This window comes from Burkholderia sp. AU28863, from assembly GCF_002223195.1.
In the GTDB taxonomy this organism is placed as follows: Bacteria; Pseudomonadota; Gammaproteobacteria; order Burkholderiales; family Burkholderiaceae; genus Burkholderia; species Burkholderia sola.
Genome location: NZ_NKFE01000003.1, coordinates 725911 through 749282, shown reverse-complemented (window position 1 = coordinate 749282; position 23372 = coordinate 725911). Strand labels below are relative to the sequence as shown.

Annotated in this window: 17 protein-coding genes and 1 pseudogene; 8 read left to right on the top strand and 10 right to left on the bottom strand. The window is 63.8% G+C overall.

Translation table 11 applies throughout. From position 1 onward, the window contains the following. Nucleotides 1-20: 20 nt before the first annotated feature. The 9 genes from lpdA to CFB81_RS05825 all read right to left on the bottom strand — a co-directional run bounded on the left by lpdA (nt 21) and on the right by CFB81_RS05825 (nt 13221). Complete coding sequence (lpdA, locus tag CFB81_RS05865) at nt 21-1412, bottom strand: dihydrolipoyl dehydrogenase (RefSeq protein ID WP_089434799.1); 1392 nt, start codon at nt 1410-1412, stop codon at nt 21-23. Between the two features lie 4 nt (nt 1413-1416). Continuing rightward, nucleotides 1417-2730 carry a dihydrolipoamide acetyltransferase family protein gene (locus CFB81_RS05860; RefSeq protein WP_089434798.1) on the bottom strand — a complete coding sequence of 438 codons (1314 nt, stop codon included), beginning with the start codon at nt 2728-2730 and terminating at the stop codon, nt 1417-1419. Nucleotide 2731: 1 nt separating this feature from the next. Next, the gene (locus tag CFB81_RS05855) at nt 2732-3772 is read right to left on the bottom strand and encodes an alpha-ketoacid dehydrogenase subunit beta (protein ID WP_050015137.1); all 1041 of its coding nucleotides are present in this window, start codon (nt 3770-3772) and stop codon (nt 2732-2734) included. 2 nt (nt 3773-3774) lie between these two features. Beyond that, a complete protein-coding gene (locus CFB81_RS05850; protein ID WP_059573914.1) occupies nt 3775-5007 on the bottom strand; it encodes a 3-methyl-2-oxobutanoate dehydrogenase (2-methylpropanoyl-transferring) subunit alpha in 1233 nt (410 codons plus the stop codon). A gap of 410 nt (nt 5008-5417) precedes the next feature. Then, on the bottom strand, nt 5418-6044 hold the full coding sequence (locus tag CFB81_RS05845; RefSeq protein ID WP_089434797.1) for a flavin reductase family protein: 627 nt from the start codon (nt 6042-6044) through the stop codon (nt 5418-5420). 169 nt (nt 6045-6213) lie between these two features. Then, complete coding sequence (locus CFB81_RS05840) at nt 6214-6501, bottom strand: PAAR domain-containing protein (protein ID WP_089434796.1); 288 nt, start codon at nt 6499-6501, stop codon at nt 6214-6216. Nucleotides 6502-6944: 443 nt separating this feature from the next. Further along, on the bottom strand, nt 6945-8249 hold the full coding sequence (locus CFB81_RS05835; protein WP_221623558.1) for a sel1 repeat family protein: 1305 nt from the start codon (nt 8247-8249) through the stop codon (nt 6945-6947). Between the two features lie 2 nt (nt 8250-8251). Next, complete coding sequence (locus tag CFB81_RS05830) at nt 8252-10270, bottom strand: phospholipase D-like domain-containing protein (protein WP_089434794.1); 2019 nt, start codon at nt 10268-10270, stop codon at nt 8252-8254. Then, a complete protein-coding gene (locus CFB81_RS05825; RefSeq protein ID WP_089434793.1) occupies nt 10267-13221 on the bottom strand; it encodes a type VI secretion system Vgr family protein in 2955 nt (984 codons plus the stop codon). Before CFB81_RS05825 ends, CFB81_RS05830 begins: the two co-directional genes overlap by 4 nt. 541 nt (nt 13222-13762) lie before the next feature. Here CFB81_RS05825 and CFB81_RS35275 point away from each other — a divergent pair. Beyond that, nucleotides 13763-14056 carry a hypothetical protein gene (locus CFB81_RS35275; protein WP_124502414.1) on the top strand — a complete coding sequence of 98 codons (294 nt, stop codon included), beginning with the start codon at nt 13763-13765 and terminating at the stop codon, nt 14054-14056. Nucleotides 14057-14237: 181 nt separating this feature from the next. Here CFB81_RS35275 and CFB81_RS05820 read toward each other — a convergent pair. Beyond that, a pseudogene (locus tag CFB81_RS05820) lies at nt 14238-14586 on the bottom strand (transposase); the annotation flags it as partial. 1520 nt (nt 14587-16106) lie between these two features. Between CFB81_RS05820 and CFB81_RS05800 the strand changes: the two are divergent. The 7 genes from CFB81_RS05800 (at nt 16107) to CFB81_RS05770 (ending at nt 23351) form a co-directional block, all read left to right on the top strand. Further along, complete coding sequence (locus CFB81_RS05800; protein ID WP_089434790.1) at nt 16107-17132, top strand: substrate-binding domain-containing protein; 1026 nt, start codon at nt 16107-16109, stop codon at nt 17130-17132. 74 nt (nt 17133-17206) lie between these two features. Continuing rightward, nucleotides 17207-18235 (top strand): ABC transporter substrate-binding protein, encoded by a 1029-nt coding sequence (locus CFB81_RS05795; RefSeq protein ID WP_089434789.1) that lies wholly within the window; start codon nt 17207-17209, stop codon nt 18233-18235. A 17-nt stretch (nt 18236-18252) separates the two neighbouring features. After that, nucleotides 18253-19077, top strand: a complete 825-nt coding sequence (locus CFB81_RS05790; RefSeq protein ID WP_089434788.1) for an ABC transporter permease — start codon at nt 18253-18255, stop codon at nt 19075-19077. A 10-nt stretch (nt 19078-19087) separates the two neighbouring features. After that, complete coding sequence (locus CFB81_RS05785) at nt 19088-19990, top strand: ABC transporter permease (RefSeq protein WP_089434787.1); 903 nt, start codon at nt 19088-19090, stop codon at nt 19988-19990. A gap of 13 nt (nt 19991-20003) precedes the next feature. Then, a complete protein-coding gene (locus tag CFB81_RS05780; protein ID WP_089434786.1) occupies nt 20004-21035 on the top strand; it encodes an ABC transporter ATP-binding protein in 1032 nt (343 codons plus the stop codon). Nucleotides 21036-21118: 83 nt separating this feature from the next. Next, complete coding sequence (locus tag CFB81_RS05775) at nt 21119-21943, top strand: phosphodiesterase (RefSeq protein WP_089434785.1); 825 nt, start codon at nt 21119-21121, stop codon at nt 21941-21943. A 208-nt stretch (nt 21944-22151) separates the two neighbouring features. Beyond that, entirely contained in the window at nt 22152-23351 is a 1200-nt protein-coding gene (locus tag CFB81_RS05770; RefSeq protein ID WP_089434784.1) for an MFS transporter, read from the top strand. The last annotated feature ends 21 nt before the right edge of the window (nt 23352-23372 follow it).

Below are 23372 nucleotides of genomic sequence, written 5' to 3'. Positions count from 1 at the left end.
CGCCCCGTCAGGCGATTACGTCAGATATGCAGCGCGTGTCCGAGCGCGCGCAACGCCGCTTCCTGCAGCGCTTCGCCGAGCGTCGGATGCGCGTGGATCGTGCCGCCGATGTCCTCCAGCCGCGCACCCATTTCGAGCGACTGCGAGAAAGCCGCGGCCAGCTCCGACACCCCGCCTCCGACCGCCTGCCAGCCGACGATCAGATGATTGTCGCGCCGCGCGACGACGCGCACGAATCCGTCGGTTGCCTGCAACGTCATCGCCCGCCCGTTCGCCGCGAACGGGAACGACGCGCTCAGACAATCGACGCCGGCCGCGTGTGCATCGTCCGGCGACCAACCGGCCGTCACGATTTCGGGATCGGTGAAGCACACGGCCGGAATCGACGCGGGCGTGAACTGGCGACGCCGGCCGGCGATCAGCTCGGCCACCATCTCGCCTTGCGCCATCGCGCGATGCGCGAGCATCGGCTCGCCCGCGACGTCGCCGATCGCCCACACGTTGCGCATCGAGGTCCGGCATGTGTCGTCGATCCGCAGCGCGCGGCCGTTGCGATCGAGCATCAGCGACTCGAGCCCGAACCCGTCGACGCGCGGCCGACGGCCCACGGCAACCAGCACGCGGTCGGCCGGCAGCGTCTGTTCGGCGCCATCGGCCGCCTGCACGCGCACCGCGCCGTGCGCGTCCAGGCCGAGCACCTTGTGGCCGAGCCACAGCCGCACGCCGAGCCGCGCGAGCGAATCGGCAACCGGCCGCACGAGTTCGGCATCGTATGCAGGCAGCACGCGCTCGGCCGCTTCGACGACGCTGACGTCGACGCCGAGCTTCCGATAGACGGTCCCGAGTTCGAGCCCGATGTAGCCGGCCCCGACGACGACGAGCCGCTTCGGCAGCGTCGCGGGCGACAGCGCTTCGGTCGATGACACGACGTGCCCGCCGAACGGCATCGACGGCAGTTCGACCGGTTCGGACCCGGTCGCGAGCAACAGGTGCTCGCAAACTATCCGCACCGTATGGCCGCCGCCGACGACCTCGACGGTCTTGCCGTCGACCACGCGCGCTTCGCCGTGCAGCACGCGCACGCCGTTCTTCTTGAGCAGCGCGCCGACGCCGCGCGTCAGCCGGTCGACGATGCCGTCCTTCCATGCGACGCTTTTCGCGATGTCGATCTCCGGCGTGCGCACGCGGATCCCGAGCGCCCCTTCGCCGGCATGGCCGCACGCCTGTTCGAACGCGTCGGCCACGTGGATCAGCGCCTTCGACGGAATGCAGCCGATGTTCAGGCACGTCCCGCCGAGCCGGTCGCGCTCGACGAGCACCGTCGGAATGCCGAGCTGCCCCGCGCGGATCGCGGCGACGTAGCCTCCCGGGCCGCCGCCGATGACGAGCAGTGTGGTGTGTTCGTTCTTCATCGGCTCACTCCACGAACAGCAATGCCGGGCGTTCGAGCACCGCGCGCACGGCCTGGATGAATTCGGCCGCGTCCGCGCCGTCGACGACGCGATGATCGAACGACGACGACAGGTTCATCATCTTGCGCGCGACGACCGCGCCGTCGCGGATCATCGGCCGCTCGACGATCCGGTTCACGCCGACGATGCCCACTTCCGGATGATTGATCACCGGCGTCGACACGATGCCGCCGAGCGCGCCGAGGCTCGAGATCGTGATCGTCGATCCGCTCAGCTCGTCGCGCTGAGCACGGTTCGCGCGCACCGCGTCGGCGAGCCGCGCGATTTCCGCCGAGATCGACCACACGTCGCGCGCTTCCGCATGGCGCAGCACGGGCACCGTGAGGCCGCCGTCCGTCTGCGTCGCGACGCCCATGTGCACCGCACCGTAGCGCGTGACCACACCCGCTTCGTCGTCGAAGCGCGCGTTGATCTGCGGGAAGTCGCGCAGCGCGATCACCATCGCGCGGATCAGCAGCGGCAGCGGCGTGAGCTTGCCGCGCGTGTCGCCGTGGCGGCGGTTCAGTTCCGTGCGCAACGATTCGAGCTCGGTCACGTCGATTTCCTCGACGTAGCTGAAGTGCGGAATGCGGCGCTTCGCTTCCTGCATCTTGCGCGCGATCGCGCGACGCAGGCCGATCACCGGCACTTCGGTTTCGTCGTGGCGTTCGTCGTAGCCGCGCGGTTGCGATGCGCGCGCCGTGCCGCCGCCGGATCCTGCATACGCATCGAGATCCGCGTGCAGGATCCGGCCGGCCTCGCCGGTGCCGCGTACGTAGCGCAGCTCGATGCCCATGTCCCACGCGCGCTGACGCACGGCCGGCGACGCGAGCGGCCGTTCGCCCGGCGCGCGCGCCGCGCGCGGCTGCGCGGCCGGTTCGTCGCGGCGCGGTTGCGCCGCTGCGCGAGGCGCTGCGGGCTGCACAGGCGGCTCGGCCGGCACGTCCGCCACCGGCTTCGACGGCGTCGCCGCCGCGACCGGTGCGGTTGCTACCTTTGTTTCCCGCACCGGTGCCGCGGCCTTCAGGTTGCCGTCGCCTTCGACTTCCAGCCGAATCAGCTCGCTGCCGACCGCCATCATCTCGCCGATCCGGCCGCCCAGTTCGATCACCTTGCCCGTCACCGGCGACGGAATCTCGACCGCCGCCTTGTCGGTCATCACGTCGGCGAGCGGCTGGTCTTCCTTGATCGTCTGCCCGACTTCCACATGCCAGGCCACCAGTTCGACCTCGGCGATCCCCTCGCCGATATCCGGCATCTTGATGACATGAATCCCCATCTCACGCCTCCATCACGCGTCGCAACGCTTCACCGACCCGGGTCGGCCCCGGAAAGTACGCCCATTCCTGCGCATGCGGATACGGGGTGTCCCAGCCCGTCGTGCGCTCGACCGGCGCTTCGAGGTGGTAGAAGCAGTGTTCCTGGACCAGCGACACGAGCTCCGCGCCATAGCCGCAGGTGCGCGTCGCCTCGTGCACCACGACGCAGCGTCCGGTCTTGCGCACCGACGCGACGACCGTGTCGAGATCGAGCGGCCACAGCGTGCGCAGGTCGATCACTTCCGCGTCGATACCCGTCTCCTCCGCCGCGGCGAGCGACACGTGCACGGTCGTGCCGTAGGTGAGCACGGTCACGTCGTTGCCGGGCCGCACGACGGCGGCCGTATCGAGCGGCACGGTGTAGTAGCCTTCCGGCACCGCGCTCGCCGGATGCTTGAGCCACGACGTGACGGGCCGTTCGTGATGGCCGTCGAACGGCCCGTTGTACAGCCGTTTCGGTTCGAGGAAGATCACCGGATCGTCGTTCTCGATCGACGCGATCAGCAGCCCTTTCGCGTCGTACGGATTCGACGGCATCACCGTGCGCAGCCCGCACACCTGCGTGAACATCGCCTCCGGGCTCTGGCTGTGCGTCTGCCCCCCGTAGATCCCGCCGCCGCACGGCATCCGGATCGTCATCGGCGCGGTGAACTGGCCGGCCGATCGATAGCGCAGCCGCGCGCCTTCCGACACGATCTGGTCGGATGCCGGGTAGAAATAGTCGGCGAACTGGATCTCGCAGACGGGCCGCAGTCCGTACGCGCCCATCCCGACCGCCGCGCCGACGATCCCGCCTTCGGAGATCGGCGCATCGAACACGCGCGATTTCCCGTATTTGTTCTGCAGTCCTTCGGTGCAGCGGAACACGCCGCCGAAATAGCCGACGTCCTGCCCGAACACGACCACATCGCTGTCGCGCCCGAGCATCACGTCCATCGCGGAGCGCAGCGCCTGGATCATCGTCATCGGCTGCGTGGCCGTCCCTGTCTCGTGTTGCGCCATGATCACGCTCCCAGTTCCTGACGCTGACGGCGCAGGTGCGCGGGCAGCTCCTTGTAGACGTCGTCGAACATCGAGGCCGGCGACGGAATCCGGTCGTCGGCCAGCGTCCCGTATTTCTCCGCTTCCTTCTGCGCGGCGATCACCTCGGCCTCGAGCTCGGCCGTCAATGCGTCGTGCGCGCTGTCCGACCAGATGCCCTTGACGATCAGGTGACGCTTGAAGCGCTCGATCGGATCGCCGAGCGGGAAATGAGACCAGTCGTCGCTCGGCCGGTACTTGGTCGGATCGTCCGACGTCGAATGCGCGCCCGCGCGGTAGGTCACCCACTCGATCAGCGTCGGGCCGAGGTTGCGGCGCGCGCGTTCGGCCGCCCAGCTCGACGCCGCGTAGATCGCGAGGAAGTCGTTGCCGTCGACGCGCAGCGATGCGATCCCGCAGCCGACGCCGCGCCCGGCGAAGGTCGTGCCCTCGCCGCCCGCGATCGCCTGGAACGTCGAGATCGCCCACTGGTTGTTGACCACGTTCAGCACGACCGGCGCGCGGTACACGTGCGCGAACGTCAGCGCGGTATGGAAATCGGCTTCGGCCGTCGCGCCGTCGCCGATCCACGCGGACGCGATCTTCGTGTCGCCCTTGATCGCCGACGCCATCGCCCAGCCAACCGCCTGGATGAACTGCGTCGCGAGGTTGCCGGAAATGGAGAAGAAGCCGGCTTCGCGGTCCGAGTACATCACCGGAAGCTGGCGACCCTTCAGCGGATCGCCTTCGTTCGACATCAGCTGGCAAATCATCCGCTCGAGCGGCACGTCGCGCGCGATCAGGATGCTCTGCTGCCGGTAGGTCGGAAAGCACATGTCGCCATCGCGCAGCGCCATCGCATGCGCGGTGCCGATCGCCTCCTCGCCGAGGCTCAACATGTAGAAGGAGATTTTCTTCTGGCGCTGCGCGATCATCATGCGCGCGTCGAAAATGCGGGTCTTGAGCATCGCGCGCAGCCCGGCGATCAGCCGCGCATCGTCGAGATCGGGGGCCCACGGGCCGACGGCCTTGCCGCTGTCGTCGAGCACGCGCACGAGGCTGCGGGCGAGATTGGCGGTGTCCGCCGCGGCTACGTCGATCGGCGGGCGGCGGACGGCGCCGGCCGGCGATAGATGCAGATAGGAAAAGTCCGTCTTGCAGCCCGGGCGCCCGGTGGGCTCCGGCACATGCAGACGCAATGGCTCTGACAGGCTCATCGTGTCGTCTCCACGCTCGATTGTGTCTCACGCTGTTTGGGAACGCGCGGGCCGGTTGCCGGCCCGCGCGCGAGCTGACGCGCGGATAAGCGCGTCAACCTTGGAAATCTATGCCTGGCAGCGGCGGACGTCGATGCCCAAGCCGCTCGTTCGTCGTGAGCAGATTTGCCATGGCCGATCGAGGCGGCGCGTGAGTGCGGCGGGGAGTCGGCGCGGGACGGGTTTGCTGCGGTGCAGGGTCGCCGGGCCGGCGAAGAGCGGGCCTCCGGGGCGCGAACGGATCGGCGTGTCCCGATCGTGTGAGGGTACGAAGCCAAAGACCCCGCGAAATCCTGGATCTTCGCGAGGTCTTGCGTCGGGTGCGGGTGCCTGTGCGCGTGGTTTGCCTGCCTGCTGCGACGCGCGATCGATCACGCGTCGGGACGGAAGAGGTCGAAGCGGCTGTCGGGCGTCACGTGCACATAGGCCGACGGGCCGCCCGCGCGAAGAATGATGCCCGCGCCGAACGTGTCGAAGATGCCGTCCTTCAGCAAGTCATGGCGGATATGAACCGCGACGACCTCGCCCAGCACCAGCGTGGCCGGCGTCTCGACACCGTGATGATCGCGCAGCCGGATCACGTCGGTCACCTTGCATTCGAAGTTCACGCCGCTTTCCGCGACACGCGGCACGTCGACGAGCCGTGACGGCACCGCAGTCAGGCCGCCGAGTTCGAACTCGTTCACGTCGTATGGCACGGCGGCGCAGGTCTGGTTCATCCGCTCGGCCAGATCGCGCGTCGCGAGGTTCCACACGAACTCGCCGGTCTCCTGCACGTTGCGCACGCTGTCCTTCGCGGCGGTGCTCGAAAAGCCGATGATGGGCGGCCGATAGTTGAACGCGTTGAAGAAGCTGTACGGCGCGAGGTTCAGCGTACCGTCGCTGCCGCGGGATGAAATCCAGCCGATCGGGCGCGGGCCGATGATCGCGTTCAACGGGTCGTGCGGCAGGCCGTGGCCTTGCGACGGTTCGTAATAGTGATGGGTCGAGTCGGTCATGACGGGTGGTCTTGCGAGACGCAAACGATGAGGAAGGCTGTCAGCGGAACGCGTTGGCCGTGGCGACGCAGGCGTCCGGTGCGACGTGCGTGCCAGTATCACATGGCGCGGTTTTCTGCGCAGTGAACGGATGCTAGACCAGCACGCGCTCACTACATCGCGGTGGGCGTCACACGTCGACCGACATGACCTGTTGTGACGCAACCAGCTTCGGTGGCGGGGTGCACTTGCAAATACACAGGTCATCACTCAGCGCGACGTACCGTCCGTCCGGCCCTGTCATTGGAAGTCGTGGACCGGCGCATTGAATCTTGCCGATTGATTTGCAAGCAGGGCAAATTACGTCGTCGTCTTCATGCGCAATATGCCTGCCGTCCAATTCAAACGGCGTCGCCTTCACACGAACGGTTCCCGCCACGGTCGTATGATCTCCATCGAGAATCAAGTATCGGGTCATTTTCCGTTGCCTCAGTCACATCCCCAAACGAACGAATACAGGCGTGCCATCTTCGCCACGCAGTCAGCCATGCGGAGCCAAGCCTCCAATTAAAAAGGCCAATCTCGCCACTCCGACGCCCACGCACCAGCCCACCAGAAGAGGACCGATTTCACCCGTGTACTCGCGGTCGTACTTCCAAGCTGTGACGAATAGCAACGGCACTGGTACCCCGATCATCCCGATCATTTTGGGCCAATCGGCATACGGAGCGAATACGTGAAGCGCACTGCTCACTAGGACCCAGCACGGCAGCCCAAGGACGAACAGCAACCAGCCGAGCCCTATCAACGTCACGGGGTGCGCACGTCTCTTCGCTTCATTCGGTTGGTTCACGTCGAGCGATCTTCCTTGTCGATTACAAAAGAGGTCATCGGCTTGTAGCCCTCCAACGAGGAACCGGGTCAAGACTGATCAAGGTATGCAACGAGTTCCCAAGCAACAGGCGCCATGCGCTGACGTGTACCCAGCATGCTGTCGAGGACCGCTAGCCGTCGAGGTTCGTGCACGACGACGGAAGGCAACGCGTCACCCTTAAGAAACCTGCGTTTCGCATCACCAACCTGACCGGCATCCAGCTTCGCGCACCATACGCCATCTTCCGGACACTGCTGGCCGGTACGCGCGACGGTCCCCAAAGGCACACGAGTTGCGATGTTCGCAGGCGGATCTTGTTGCGCAGTTTTCTCCGTCTGACTTGCCAGGGGTAATCCTGTTGCCGGGTCGAGATGCTTCGCCTTCGCCATCTGATCGATGACTTCACTCGACGGTTTCAGTGGAGGAGCAGCAGCTTCCTGTTCCTTTTGCCATTGAAACGTGCCATCCCACGACGGAAGTTTCGCAGGGGGGAGCGGTACGATCTTATCGATATCCGGAACCTTGGGATTGCGACCATCGTTCGCATCGATGAACTTGCCGATTGCACTGTATCGACGAACGCGCTCAGGATCGGCGGCCACCCCAATGTAGTTGAGCTTGTCGTTCACTGGCGGCCCCTTGAAACCGTCCTCCAATGAAAGAGCCCCTTGCCTGTCGCCAGCCGCTGCAGCTTGCTGGAACGCTCGAAGTGCACTTGGATATCGCTGCTTTATCGTCTCGATAATTCCAAGGTTATTAGCAGCTTTGCCATGGCCTTGATCGGCTGCACACTGGAACATCGCGTATGCGATGTCCGGTGCCATATTATCCGGCGCAAGGATGTCAGCAACATAGTACTGAGCTTCAGCATTTCCCAAATCTGCGGCTTTGCGGATGTATCTTCGAGCCGCCTCATCGTCTCTCTGAACCCCGTACCCATTCAGAAGATAGTGTCCAATATCGTAGTAACCGCTTGGCACACCCGCCTTGATAAGGTGTTCAGCTAGATCAACGCTTTCCTTCTCAGGATCGGGTGAAGACGCCATTCCCGACGAGATTAGGATTTGCAGGTTGTGATTTGCCTTATAGTGGCCAAACGCGGCCGCGATGCGGTAGTACCGAGCGACATCGTTGAAATCCTTCGGCCCTTCCCTCTTCTCAAGGAATCGGGCGTACTGGAAAAGCGCATCCGCCTCCGGATCAAGGGGCGGCAGATGGTCGGCTTCATGCGTGCATGTGAAGGCGAGATTAAGGCGCACTGCGCTAACATCGGGCAACGGATTCATAGCACTTTCGTTCTTCGAACAGGCGGTCAGCAGGCAAACAACGGAGATGGCAACTAGTACGCGCATGATCAATCAAGCCTGCTTCGTGTTGTCGTATTGGAGGAAAAACTGACGAGCGCAGCCAAGGGCTGAAGATTGCTTCCTCGCAGGCGTTTGTTTCGATCCGTGATCTTCACCCACTGATTGAATGCGTCAGTCATGTTGTCACCTATCGCTGCACTATTGACGTCATTACCGCTCGCAGCTCCCTGCCCCTCAGACGGAGCCGGTTTCGTATGTATTGCCCACAACCTCTTCCGAAGAGCCCTGCTCACATCGCCATGCTCGTGGCAGATGTTCAACTCGCTATCCACCTCCATGCTTCGCGTGTTGATGTTTGCCGAACCATGCGTCAGAAACACATCATCGATGACCATGATCTTGCTGTGCACATAAGTGTCCATCCACTTTCCTGCTGGAGAGTCTGGCGCAACCAGAGTACAGATCAGTGTCTTCAGCCCCGGAATATCGCCTGGAATGACTTGCCCCTTGTTATTGTCAGCAATCTTGGCATTCACGTCGTTGAGCTGCTTCTGCAAATCCTTCTTGTGCGCTTCGTTCTTTTCCAAGGCTTTGGCGATCTCGGCTTTCGAACCCGTTCCATAAGTCTGAATCAACTGCGCCGTGCTGTCAGTACCGTCAATGCTCGCTGCTAGATTGCGTCGCTGCTGCTGATACACGTCGTTCCGCTCCAACCTTGTCACGTTCGGCATCGTGTCCGCGTGTCCCAGCGATTCCATCATCCGGTATGTCGATACCTGCCCGTGGTCCAATGCATCATCACTGGAATTCGTCACCACGAACAGATACAGCGGTCCATGCTTGCCAATATCTCGCCCCCCAGCCGTCTGTCTGTTGATCGCAGTCTTGATGTGATCGACCAACGGCGGCCAGCGGAAATACTGATTCTCGATATAGATGTAGCGGCACGCATTGTCCGTCGCCTGCTTGTACATCGCCCGAATATCGCGGCGGCCCTCCTGCGATTGTGTGCGCAAGATTTGCGCCATGACTGGCGTACCCTTGTCCTTGCGCAACCGAAGTCTTGAGGCGAGCGCCCGGCGGGTCGGCAATAAATCGACATCCGTGCTGCGCTTCCACGCATTGCAGAAATTGACATTGAGATGTTCGAGGATCGGTCCCGTCACAAGCGCCGACATATCCTGTCGCGGTGTCGCACCGTTGCGCCCGAAGCGAGGATGCATCCGCGCAAACGAATGCTTATCATCGTCCCAGTATGCATCCAGCGTGTTATGGCCCATCACGAAACCCACGGCATGTTCGGGCGCTTCGTAGTCCACGAGCACCATTTTCTGATGGTGCGAAGGTTCGGTGCCGAAGCCAAACGTGACCGCTTCTTCGTTCAAGTTCTTGTCTTCGCGAAACCGCGATTCACGATAGATGATTTCCGCGCGGTCCCCCAACGAAAAATCTCGTGTTGCCACTTCGATACACGGCAGCCCCTGCAAGGCTACAGTGTTTTTTGACGGCTCAGGAGGCGGCAGGCCGGCAGCATGCTTGGCGCGCAAATCAGCTGCTTGCTTGTTCGCCTGCTCTTCCCGGAACGGGGAAGGAGGCACTGCTCGCGCGGTCAAATACCAAGCACGATCGTACTCCCGCTCCGCATCGTTCTCGTTCTGCAAGACACGGTTTCGCAACCAACTAAAACCCGGCGTCGAGTTTTCGGTGACCTGAGCGACATTGAGGGAGTCGGCCCAACACAGAAGTCGGACCCGAACCCCCTCCAGTCCTTTCTTGAGAAGCAGGTCGCCGATATTGAGCGACGCCGCTCCGTCCCCACGCTTGAAATACATCGACGGCTGGAAGCCCCAACAGATGATGTCAATGCTGTACCGTGCCGCCACGATGGCATCATACACAGCACCAAACGCCTCCTGACCGTTTACGAGGGGTTGGTAAGAGCATGTGATCGGATGAAACTCGACGGGCTTTCCCTCGTCCGTGGTGTCCACAAACCAAGGTGAACACACCGTTGCACTTGAAGTCTGATTGAGTGCCATCGGCGTAGTGATCGTCTTGGCGGTCATGCGTCGTCTCCGGTTGACGGGTTCAGCAGTTCGCTGTAGCGCGTTCGGTGCAATGCCCGATCGCCAGGTGGAGTGATGTCCGCCGCACTACTACTTTCGTGAAACTGGAAGCCTTGATTCGCGAGGGCACCATTAGCAGCGTCGTGATAATCGCCTGGCACGGGAATTTCATGCTTAACACCGTTTGCCAATTCAAGTGTGTACTTCTGCGTCGCCACATGATGGTCGATTGGCAACTGCCCAGTCTCGTCGAACACGCCCTGCTTAATCAGCGCGCCGTCTGCATAGAGTTTATATGGCATGCCAACCGGGGCAGCATTTTTCGCCGAGGGCGACGCAAACATGTTCAGCGACAGCTTCTGGACCGGCGAATCCTTGAACGCGGGGTTCGTTATATCGACCCGTGCGGGGCCAGCAAACGAATAGCTTGCGGCCTTGAAGTCGATCTTGCCCGGTGAGTGGATATTGATGCTGCCGTCCTGACTGATCTGGACGATCGCGCCACCGCACAGAATCCGGATTTCCTTACCGGAGGCGACTTCGATAACATCCGTTACGGACCGGATGTGCAATGCAAGTTGAGCTGCCAAATCGATCACGCCGGCATGCGCCTGAATATCGATGTCGCCCTTACCCGCGATTGCCTTCATCCCGCCGTTCTGCGCAAAGATGCTGATCAAGTTGAGCGCCGCGACGATCAACGACTGTCCCGACGCGACGGTCGTGGTCTGACCGCTGACGAGGTTGATGAGCTGATCCGCCGCGAGATGCACCGACTGCTGCGTCGACGCGGCAATTCCGGCCGGGCTGTCCAGCAGCATCACGGGTTCCTTGAAGGCGTTCGCGGTGCCCGTGCCGCCACCTCCCGTGCGACCGCCCTTGGCCTCGGGCGTCTGCGGCAATTCGAGTACGTCAGTGAAATGCTTCAGCGCATCGTGACCGGTCTTGAGGTCCGCCGCCTGATGCCCCTTGCTGGCTTCCGACAACGAATCGACCAAATTCCCCGCACGGGCCAGTTGCTGGCGCGCCTCCCGCACGTCCAGTTGTTCGGCGTCAGGAGACTTGTGCTGCGTGCTGATCGCCATCCCCTGATTCGCGCGCATGGCACCGAATGCGTCGGTATGAAGTTTGTAGCCAATCCCGCGATACCCGCCTCGCGTGTTGCCCGTCTGATCGATCAAGTACCCCTGATGAAATAGGTGGTAGGTTCCCCCGGTATAGCTCGTCAGGCGCTGCCCGCCCTGATGCGTGGAATCGTCGTGGATCAGGGCGTTGTAGGCACCGGTATTGCCGAAGCCGCGCGACTGTTGGCCCGATTTCAGTACGTCCGAATGCCACGGCTGCTGCGTGGTCCCACCAGGCAAGCGCCCCATCACGAAGGGGCGATCACAATCTCCTTGCCAGTAACCGACCGCGACCCATTCGCCCTTACGCGGCACGTGAACTGCACCATAGCCGTCGCCCGTATCGCCCTGCATGACCCGCAACCACGGCGATGTGTTGTAATCGTCCGGCTTGCTCTGCCGGTCCCATGCGAACCGGCCACGTATCTCGTTGTTCTTGTTCGTCCACGCTTCTTCGCCGTCCGGTGCGCCGACCAGCAAGTGTTCAACTTGCATTGCCGGCTTCTTATGCTCGAGCGGACTGCGGTACACAACATCCGTGCGCTGCGCTTCCATCTTCATCAAGAAAAAGCCCACCGAACCATCGTTGGCACGAGGCCGGGATACCGACGCCTGCTCGTATTCCGCCTGAACGCGGTCGAGCTCCGATTGCAGGCTGAACGGAAACGCTTCCGACTGCCGGGCGAACGGCACATTGTTCAAGATGAACCAATGCATATCGACCGACAGAAACTCTCGGTCCTTCGAATCGGGGGTATCGTGACGAGGATGGTCATTCAGAACGAACCGCGAACCTGCATCGAGCCAGCGCACCCCACCGACGCCGATAAAACGACGGGCCATCGCATCCCACGCCTGCGTTCGAATCTGTGCGCGGCGAGCACCACTGTCGGAGTCGGGGTACCCCAAAGTCGTCGGTTCGTACACTGTCGCCGGAACGCCCGGAATACTGAGGATTTCCTTGTCGCGGTAATGCTGGACGGCGTAAGTCGTCGTTTCCATCAAGCTCCCGGTCGCGAAGCTCGAACCCGGTCGATCCTGATCGAAAGAGGTAGACCTGAACTCCATAGGCTGGGCCGTCTGTTGCATCACCCACTGCGTCAAGCCATTGATTTCATCCCCTGTATTGCTTCGGGAATACGCAACATCATGAGCATCTGGTAGCGCCGAGATGCTGTCCACGATCACGAGCGTCGTCTTCGGTGGCTCGCTATCCTTGACCGGCGCATGCTCCCAATAGAAGTACCAGCCCTCATCTTCCAAAAGCCGATGGACCAAGTTCAGGTCCGATTCGCTTTGCCGCGTATACGTGCGGGTAGTTGGCTGACTACCGAGATTGAATCGATAGCGCCCGCGCAGTTGAGGATATTTGTCGAAGACAGTGCTAATGCTCTGGACCGCATCGGAATCCAGCCAGTAATAATCGTCGCGACCTTCACCCAAGAAAAACAAGGCGGACGCGAACTCGATCTGGTAAAGCGAAAGCGCGCCATCGGCTCCCAATCGCCTGATCTGATAGACGAAGCCGTGGATCGGCCGATACTCCGCGTCGGGACCGGGGGCCGCCGGCTGCTGGATGAGCAACGACACCTGCTGATGCATTAGCGCGAGTAATTCGATGTCATCGCGCGTGGAAACTGCATCCACCGTCCAGCGGTAGTCACGACCGATCTTCGACCACCCTTTCGCGCGAACAGGCGTAAGCGCGTTATCGCCCAACGGGGTGCGCAACGTCAACAAACGGCCGTGCTGCATGAGGCCACGGTTGAGCGCTTCGTAGATGTCGCTGTATCCCAAATTCCCCGAATCTGTCGGTCCGAGTGCCATCTGTTCTTGTCCTTGTCTCTCAGGTTCGACCGCCGCAAAGATGCAAGGCAAGGACGGTCTGCGGTCGCGAATACTGCCGCTCGCGCGATTTTATCTGGAATAAGGCAGATTCGTGACATAAATCTAACCCATTGGGCATTTTTTAACGATTGTTTGCGGATATTTCCACAGTCAATTCGACAAGGGACGTGAGATTGCGCTTTTTCTTTCGTTTTGCTTTCGCTTAGGGGGCGAAGATTTCCCATCCTTTATGCAAGGGCACGCAACCTAGTGACCAAGGTTTCGGCGATCAAGATCGGGACGGATTCTAGTGGTGCGACGGCGCGCGTTAAGGCACGATCAGCGAAAGCAGTCATTGGTCACCAATTCGCCGAGCCACGCCCTGGCCTCGGCATGACGTAGGACGGGGAATTCGGCAGTTGTTCGCCGTAGGATTAGCACGGCCTGGATCACAATCCATGTCATAGGCCGCATGCCAGGAGCAATTTGATTGCGTTAAATTGTCAGTTATTTTCTTGAACATGTCATATGTGGAGTTCGCGTGGAACACGACGAACAAGGGTTGAATAACAAGGTCATCAAGTGGCTGCGTGAAACCGGCTTCCCTCTCGAAATGGAAGCTGCCGCCGCATTTCGCAATGCAGGCTTCGAGGTTCGCCAGTCAGGAATATTTCGCGACCCTGAATCAAACAAGGGGCGCGAGATTTACGTAGTGGCATCTGATCCCGATATAATCGGCGTCATCGATATTTCGTTCGTTATCGAGTGCAAAGCGGCCCAGAACCTTGGATCGTACTCATCGCACAAGATACACTCGGAAACTTTAATAGAATGACAGCATCTTCAGTCTTGTCGCGCGATGCACGAAAGGCGCTGACGTCACGTTTCCCAGCCCCCCTGAACTTCGCAAGCATATTAAGCGCTCTAATAAAGGCGGCTACGGCCTTCATCAGGCCCTTGGCAATGGAGATGATGTCGCATACGCAGCAGCAATGTCTGCCTTAAAGGGATACCGAGCAGATCAACTCGACCGATTCGCTCCCGCAGGTTCGATCAATTACTTCGTACGTTCGATGCCTTCCAACATCAAGAGCGCGGCAGCCTTTTTTAAAATGGCCTTCTCACGCTCGAGGCGTTCGATGCGCGCCTCGAGTTCCTGAATACGTTGCTGATCCGGCGTGATTGCCTTGCCCTGCGGCGTGACGCCTGGCGCTCCATCTGAAGCTGCAAAACCCACCGCCGCAGCACCGACTCACCGATGCCGACCGAACGGCTCGCCTCTGAAAAGTTATAACCCTGGTCAAGCACCAGGCTGGCTGCTTGCTGTTTGAACTCGGGGGAAAACGAACGACGTTGCTTCGGCATCAGACACCTCTCCATGGCGCGCATTCTCGCCTAAATCAGTGTCCGGGTTCATTAGGCCACTACAGTTCTCGACCACCTTGCGGCGGAGGAACACGACCAGTGCGCTTGCCTTCTCGTCTACCGGCAAGTTGAAACTCGCTACCGCCGGCGGACCACCTTGGTGACTCTTTGCGACATCTCTAATCTCCCTTGTATGTGCAGTGAAATCCTGCATGAACATAAGACCATGACGACGCAGATGCTATAAGGAGCAGTATTGGAAGATGACTCGTGCAACATGGTTCACGAGTCGGGCGGAACTCGTGAGCCCTCCCACAGCGGACAAGCCAACTTGGGAGACGAAAAGACGTAGTATCGGTTTGAGTGCAGAAAGCTACAGCTCGGCAGCTTCGCCAACACTGACATGGCGGCTGGCATTCTCTATCTGCGCGGCGAGTACCATTTCAAGGTAGGTATGCTGAGCGCATTTCTCTGCCGTTCGGAAAGCGCTCTTAAACTTGGCCCGGCGTTCGTCGCGTTCCAGCCTCTTCGCGACGGCAGGAAATAGATTTCGATAAATTTCCGGCTGCGACCATACGTCGCCTTGAGATCGTGCCTCGGCTGGCCTACTGAAGTAACGAGCAAGAATAAACCGCCGCCATCGAACAGCTTCTGCGGCCGTGCCCCGGGCTCGGCATTCCGGATGGCTGTATCGGTTAGCGGCATAGGAGGGCCAGAAGAACGTGTGAAAGTGGTAGCCCCCTCAAACATACCCCCAAATACCCCCGGATTTCGATCGCTCGAAGCGGAACAGCCCGGAAACAAAAAACCCGCCAAAGCTCAGTTTTTGGCGGGTTTCAGGGCTTCCTCGGAATCAACTAGAACGTTTTTTGGTGCCGGGGACCGGACTCGAACCGGCAAGCCAGTTAAGGCGGCGGATTTTCGTCACACTGCTTCTTTCAAAGCCGGCGTCGCGTGCGCGAACCGTTCGTGCGCTGGACTATGCCTTCACCGTCGCGCGCGGGCGTGACCGCTGCCCGTGCGCCTTAGGCGCCCCCCGTCTAGTCTCTACACCTTCCTCGCGGATGCCGCGAGGCTTGGCTCGGCGTTGCCTCGATGCACACATCAGGGGTTTCGCCGAATTTGAAGGGTTCTGCACCGACCGTTTCCGACCGGGCACTCAATCGTTTAAGTCCGCTATGTTTACCAATTTCATCACCCCGGCAAGAGGGCGGACGCGATTCTACCATTGCTTGCGCATGCGTTCCCTTATTCCGCCGCGCCGCATCGCGATACCGGCCGTCATCGCGTCGCTTGCTCCCCGGCGTTCGACGCCGATACCGCACCGACACCCCACGGCCCGCCGATTTCGTCCCGCGCCGCGACCTGCCCCGATACAATCGACCGCGCGTCGTCCGACGACCTCAACCGTCTGACATTTGTGTCGTGCTTTTCGCGAAACAAGCGTCGCGTGCGTCATCGCGAAGTCACAAACGTTTTCGATAATTCCCCGGCCGAAAACGTTTACATCGCATGACTTCATGACCTCGACCATCAAGGACGTCGCCGCCCTCGCGGGCTTCTCGATCGCCACCGTTTCGCGTGCGATCAACGCGCCGCATACCGTCAGCCCCGCCACGCTGCAGACGATCCGCACCGCCATCGACACGCTGCAGTTCCGCCCGAGCCCGCTCGGCCGGCAACTGCGCGGCGAGCGCACGCGGCTCGTCGGCGTCGTCGTGCCGACGCTGTCGAACCCGGTGTTCGCCGACTGCCTGCAAGGCATCGACGAACTCGCGACCGCGGCCGGTTTCAAGCTGATCCTGATGACGACCGAATACGACGCGGCGCGCGAGCGTCATGCGATCGAGACGCTGCGCGAGCAGCGCGTCGAAGGGCTGATCCTCACCGTCGCCGATGCGGACACGCATCCGCTGCTCGACATGCTCGACCGCGACGGCCCGCATTACGTGCTGATGCACAACGACACGCAGCGCCGTCCGTCGGTGTCGGTCGACAACCGCCTTGCCGCGTATGACGGCGTGCAACGGCTGACCGCGCACGGCCATCGCCGCGTGCTGATGCTGGCCGGTTCGCTCGCCGCGTCGGACCGGGCGCGCCAGCGTCATCTCGGTTATGCGCAGGCGCTGGAGGAAGCCGGCGTGGCGCCGCTGCCGCCCGTCGAAGTCGACTTCAACGCACCCGAGCTGCCCGATGCGGTGCTCGCGCATCTGACCGCGCACGCCACGCGCCCGACCGCCCTCTTCTGCAGCAACGACCTGCTCGCGATGGTCGTGATGCGCGGCCTGCGCCGCGCGGGTTTCTCGATTCCCGACGACCTGTCGGTGCTCGGCTTCGACGGAATCGCGATCGGCGAGCTGCTTGCGCCGCCGCTCGCGAGCGTCGCGACGCCGAACCGCGACATCGGCCGCCACGCGTGGCAGCGTCTCGTCGAATGCATCGACGGCGCCGCGATCGACCGCACGTCGACGATCCTGCCGCATGCGGTGCGCGACGGCGCGACGATCGCACCGCCGGCCACCGACCTGCACCTGCGCAAGGCCTGATCGCAACACACGCGCGCCACGCACACCGATCACCACACCACCCCAGCGCCACCCTACTCGCCCGGAGATTCACCGTGTCCTTTCGCCTGACCTCGCTGCTGCGCGCGCTTGCCGCGCCGCTCGCCCTCGCCGCGCTCGTCGCCGGCGCCCCCGCAGCCCATGCCGACGAAACGGCGATCTGCTACAACTGCCCGCCCGAATGGGCCGACTGGGCCGCGCAGATCGCCGCGATCAAGCAGAAGACCGGCATCCGCGTGCCGTCCGACAACAAGAACTCCGGCCAGGCGATCGCGCAGCTGATTGCCGAGCAGAAGAGCCCGGTGGCCGACGTCGTCTACCTCGGCGTGTCGTCGGCGTTCCAGGCGAAGGACAAGGGCGTGATCGCGCCGTACAAGCCCGCGCACTGGAACGACATCCCCGCGAACCTGAAGGACCCGCAAGGCTACTGGTTCGCGATCCACTCGGGCACGCTCGGCTTCTTCGTGAACAAGGACGCGCTCGACGGCAAGCCGGTGCCGCGTTCGTGGGCCGACCTGCTGAAGCCCGAATACAAGGGCATGGTCGGCTATCTCGATCCGTCGAGCGCGTTCGTCGGCTATGCGGGCGCGGTCGCCGTCAACCAGGCGCTCGGCGGCAGCCTCGACAACTTCAAGCCGGGCCTCGACTGGTTCCGCAAGCTGAAGGCGAACGCGCCGATCGTGCCGAAGCAGACGGCCTATGCGCGCGTGCTGTCCGGCGAGATTCCGATCCTGCTCGACTACGACTTCGATGCGTATCGCGCGAAATACAAGGACAACGCGAACGTCGAGTTCGTGATTCCGAAGGAAGGCACGATCGCGGTGCCGTACGTGATGAGCCTCGTGAAAGGCGCGCCGCACGATGCGAACGGCAAGAAGGTGCTCGACTTCGTGCTGTCCGACGAAGGCCAGAAACTGTGGGCCAACGCCTACCTGCGCCCGGTACGCGCGCAGACGCTCGGCGCCGACATCGCCGCGAAGTTCCTGCCGGCGAGCGAATACGCGCGGGCGAAACCGGTCGACTTCGGCAAGATGGCGGCCGGCCAGCAGGCGTTCGGCCAGCAGTACCTGCAGATCATGCAGTAAGCCGCGGGACGCAACCGATGCTCGACCTGACTTTTCCGCTGCGCTGGCGCATCGCGCTCGTCGCGCCGGCGCTGGCGGTATTCGCCGCGTTCTGGCTGCTGCCGATGGCTTCGCTCGTGCAGGTATCCGCCGACGGTGCCTTCTTCTCGCACTACACGGCGCTGCTCGGCAATGCGCGCTACATGAAGAGCCTCGGCGAGACGGTTGCGCTGTCCGCGGGCGTCACGCTCGCGACGCTCGCGCTGTCGACGATCTCGGGCCTCCTGCTCGCGCGCCGCGAATTCGCCGGCAAGCGCGTGCTGCTCGCGCTGCTGACGTTTCCGCTCGCGTTCCCGGGTGTCGTCGTCGGCTTCATGGTGATCATGCTCGCCGGACGCCAGGGGCTGATCGGCATGCTGTCGGCGAAGCTCACCGGCGACAAATTCGTGTTCGCGTATTCGGTGGCCGGCCTGTTCATCGGCTACCTGTACTTCTCGATTCCGCGCGTGATCGTCACCGTGATCGCGGCCGCGTCGAAGCTCGACGCGTCGCTCGAGGAAGCCGCGCGTTCGCTCGGCGCGTCGCCGTGGCGGATCTTCGTCGACATCGTATTGCCCGCGCTCGCGCCGGGCCTGATCGCGGCCGGCGCGATCTGCTTCGCGACCGCGATGGGCGCGTTCGGCACAGCGTTCACGCTCGCCACCGACCTGAACGTGCTGCCGATGACGATCTATACCGAGTTCACGCTGAACGCGAACATCGCGACGGCGGCCGGCCTGTCGATCGTGCTCGGCATCGTCACCTGGGCCGTGCTCGCGCTCGCGCGCCGCTTCACCGGTCACACCGCCGCCGCCGCGGCCTGAGGATTTACGCATGCAATCGCTTTCCGGCTCTTCCGCGCCGTCGCCGGCACCCGCTCCAGCTCCGTTGCACCCGGCACGCGCCGCCCGGCATGCGCCGCGCGTCGCCGGCGCGCGGGCGATCGCCGCGCTCCAATGGGGCGTCACGCTGCTGCTGTGCGCGTTCCTGATCGTGCCCGTCGTGATGTCGGTGCTCGCGGGGTTGACCGTCAACTATTTCCGCGGCCTGTCGAGCGGCCTCACGCTGCGCTGGCTCGAACAGGTGTGGCAGCAGTATCACGGCTCGGTCGCGCTGTCGCTCTACGTCGCGTTCGCGACGCTCGCGATCGCGCTCGTCGTCGGCGTGCCGGCCGGCTATGCGCTCGCGCGCAGCAAGAGCCGCATCGCGCGTGCGATCGAGGAAGCGCTCGTGCTGCCGGTCGCGCTGCCGGGGCTGGCTTCGGCCCTCGCGCTGCTGGTCGTGTACGGCGGCTTTACCGCGTTCCGGATGAGCCTGTGGTTCATCGTCGTCGGCCACGTCGTGTTCACGCTGCCGTTCATGGTGCGCGCGGTCGCAGCGGTTGCGGCCGGCGCCGACCTGCGCACGCTCGAGGAAGGCGCGGCGAGCCTCGGCGCGTCGTTCGTCACGCGCTTCGTCACGATCGTGCTGCCGAACCTGCGGCCGGGCATCGTCGCCGGTGCGCTCGCGGTGCTCACGCTGTCGATCGGCGAGTTCAACCTCACGTGGATGCTGCATACACCCGACACCAAGACGCTGCCGGTCGGGCTCGCCGATACCTATGCATCGCTGCGCCTCGAAGTCGGCAGCGCGTACACGATCCTGTTCCTGCTGATGACGCTGCCGCTGCTCGTCGCGATGCAGTGGCTTGGCGTCGATCCGTCCGGTACGCGCGCGCTCAAAAAGCGCCCGCGCTGAAATTTTCGCAGACATGAAACTCGATTCCACTCCCATTACCCTGACCGGCTGCGCGAAGACGTTCCGCGGCACACGCGTGCTCGAACCGCTCGACCTGTCGATCGGCGCAGGCGAAACGCTCGTGCTGCTCGGGCCGTCGGGCTGCGGCAAGACCACCACGCTGCGCCTGATCGCGGGCCTCGACACGCCGGACGCCGGCGGCACGATCGCGTTCGGCGACGACGACGTCACCGCACTGCCGATCGAGCGCCGGCAAGTCGGCATGGTGTTCCAGAACTACGCGCTGTTTCCGAACCTGACGGTGCGCGGCAACGTCGGCTACGGGCTGAAGATCCGCAAGACCGAGCCGCGTGCGCTGCGCGAACGCGTCGACGAACTGCTCGCGATGATGCGGCTCGACGCACATGCGGACAAACCGGTCGACCAACTGTCGGGCGGCCAGCGCCAGCGCGTCGCGCTGGCGCGCGCGCTCGCGGTGTGGCCGCGCGTGCTGCTGCTCGACGAACCGCTGACCGCGCTCGACGCGAAGCTGCGCGACGTGCTGCGCCGCGACATGAACGCGCTGCTGCGCGAGCTCGGCGTGACGACCGTCTACGTGACGCACGACCAGGCCGAAGCGATGGAGCTCGGCGACCGGATCGTCGTGATGGGCGCGGGCCGCATCGAGCAGATCGGCACGCCGCGCGAGATCTACTACCAGCCCGCGAACCGCACGGTCGCGCAGTTCATCGGCACGCTGAACCGGCTGGCGGGCCAGTGGCGCGACGGCGCGCTCGAAACGACCGGCGGCGCGATCGTTACGCCGCATGCGGCCGACGAGTGGTTCTTCCGCCCCGAGGATGCGCAGCTCGCCGATCCCGCGCATGCGCCGCTGCGCGGCGCGGTCGGCGCGTGCGCGTTCCTCGGCGAACGCACGCGGCTCACGATCGAGCATGCGGCGCCCGACGCGCTCGTGATCGACGTGCCGGGCCGCATCGCGCTCGCGCGCGGCACGGCGGTCGGCCTCACGATCGCGCCGGAAGGCCTGATCGCGCTCGGCGCGTAAGCCGTCGATCCGGCATCATCCAGGCAGCACCCCACGCGGCGCACGCCGCCGCGACAACAACCCGACGATTCCGAGGAACGACGATGCTGCTTGCTCAAATCAGCGATCTCCACATCAAGCGGCCGGGCCAGCTCGCGTACCGGCGCGTCGACACGGCGGCCGCGCTCGCGCGCTGCGTCGAGAAACTGAACGCCCTCGTGCCGCGCCCCGACGCCGTGCTCGTCACCGGCGACCTGACCGACTTCGGCCACGACGAAGAGTACGGCAACCTGCGCGGGCTGCTCGACGCGCTCGAGATTCCGTATTACCTGATGATCGGCAATCACGACGACCGCGCCGGTTTGCGCCGCGCGTTCGGCGATCGTGCCGAGCTGCAGGACGGCGAATTCGTGCAGTACGCGCTCGACGTCGGCGCGGTGCGCGTGCTCGCGCTCGATTCGCAGGTGCCGGGCGCGAGCCACGGCGACCTGTGCGATGCCCGGCTCGCGTGGCTCGCCGCGCAACTCGACGCCGCGCGCGACCGGCCGGTGATCGTCGCGCTGCATCACCCGCCGTTTGCGTCCGGCATCGGACACATGGACAAGCTGCGTCTCGCGCCCGCCGCCGCCGCGAAACTCGATGCGCTGCTGCGCGGCCATCCGAACGTCGAGCGTGTGCTCTGCGGTCACGTGCACCGCACGATGTTCACGCGCTTCGGCGGCACGCTCGCGTGCGCGGTGCCATCGCCCGCGCACCAGGTCGCATTCGACTTGCGAGTTGATGGGCCGTCCGCGTTTCGGCTCGAACCGCCGGCGTTCGCGGTTCATCGTCATGCACCCGATACGGGGATGATGTCGCATCACGTCTATGTGGACGAAGGCGCGGGACCGTATCCGTTCTACGAGCCGACGGGCGAGCTGGTCGACTGACGACGTGAAGCGCGTACCGTGACGGGCGGCCGGTTACGCCGGTTACGCCGGTTACGCCGGTTACGCCGGTTATGCCGGTTATGCCGGTTATGCCGCCGGCAGGATTCGCGTCGCTCCGGTATGATCGGCAGCCTCGACCGGCGCCCGGCCTGACTGCGCACCCGATGCGTGCGCCGCCTGCCGCGCCGCCCACTCCGTTGCCGCCGCCATGTCCACCGCCTCCACCGACCGTCCGACCGACGCCCCCTCGCCCCACTATTCGCGCGGCCTGCTGTTGCTGCTCGCGACGATCGCGGGCGTATCGGTCGCGAACATCTACTACAACCAGCCGTTGCTCGACAGCTTCCGCGCGTCCTTTCCGGACGGCGCGTCATGGATCGGCGTGGTACCGACCGCGACGCAGCTCGGCTATGCGGCCGGCATGTTCCTGCTCGCGCCGCTCGGCGACCGCTTCGATCGCCGCGGGCTGATCCTGCTGCAGATCGCCGGGCTGTCGATCGCGCTGATCGCGGCGGCCGCCGCGCCGTCGCTCGTCGTACTCGCGTTCGCGAGCCTCGCGATCGGCATCCTCGCGACCATCGCGCAGCAGGCCGTGCCGTTCGCCGCCGAAATCGCGCCGCCAGCCGAACGCGGCCACGCGGTCGGCACCGTGATGAGCGGCCTGCTGCTCGGCATCCTGCTCGCGCGTACCGCCGCCGGCTTCGTCGCCGAGTATTTCGGCTGGCGCGCGGTGTTCGCCGCCTCGGTCGCGGCGCTCGTCGCGCTCGCCGTCGTGATCGTGCTGCGGCTGCCGCGCAGCTCGCCGACGTCGACGTTGTCGTACGGCAAGCTGCTCGGCTCGATGTGGCATCTGGCCGCCGAACTGCGCGGGCTGCGCGAGGCGTCGCTGACGGGCGCCGCGCTGTTCGCGGCGTTCAGCGCGTTCTGGCCGGTGCTCACGCTGCTGCTCGCCGGCGCGCCGTTCCATCTCGGCCCGCAGGCAGCCGGCCTGTTCGGGATCGTCGGAGCCGCGGGTGCGCTCGCCGCACCGTATGCGGGCCGCTCCGCGGACACACGCGGCCCGCGCGCAGTCATCTCGCTCGCGATCGCGCTGCTCGCGCTGTCGTTCGTGATCTTCGCGTTGTCGGGTTCGAGCCTCGTCGGGCTCGTGATCGGCGTGATCGTGCTCGACGTGGGCGTACAGGCCGCGCAGATCTCGAACCAGTCGCGCATCTATGCGCTGAAGCCGGAGGCGCGCAGCCGCGTGAACACGGTGTACATGGTGTGCTATTTCATCGGCGGCGCGCTCGGCTCGTCGGTCGGCGTCGCCGCATGGCGCGCGTTCGGCTGGACCGGCATGTGCGCGGCCGGCCTGCTGTTTACCGCGCTCGCCGGCTGGTCCCACCATCGCGGCGGCCGGCGCGGCTGAGCGCGGCCGGCCGCCGCTGCG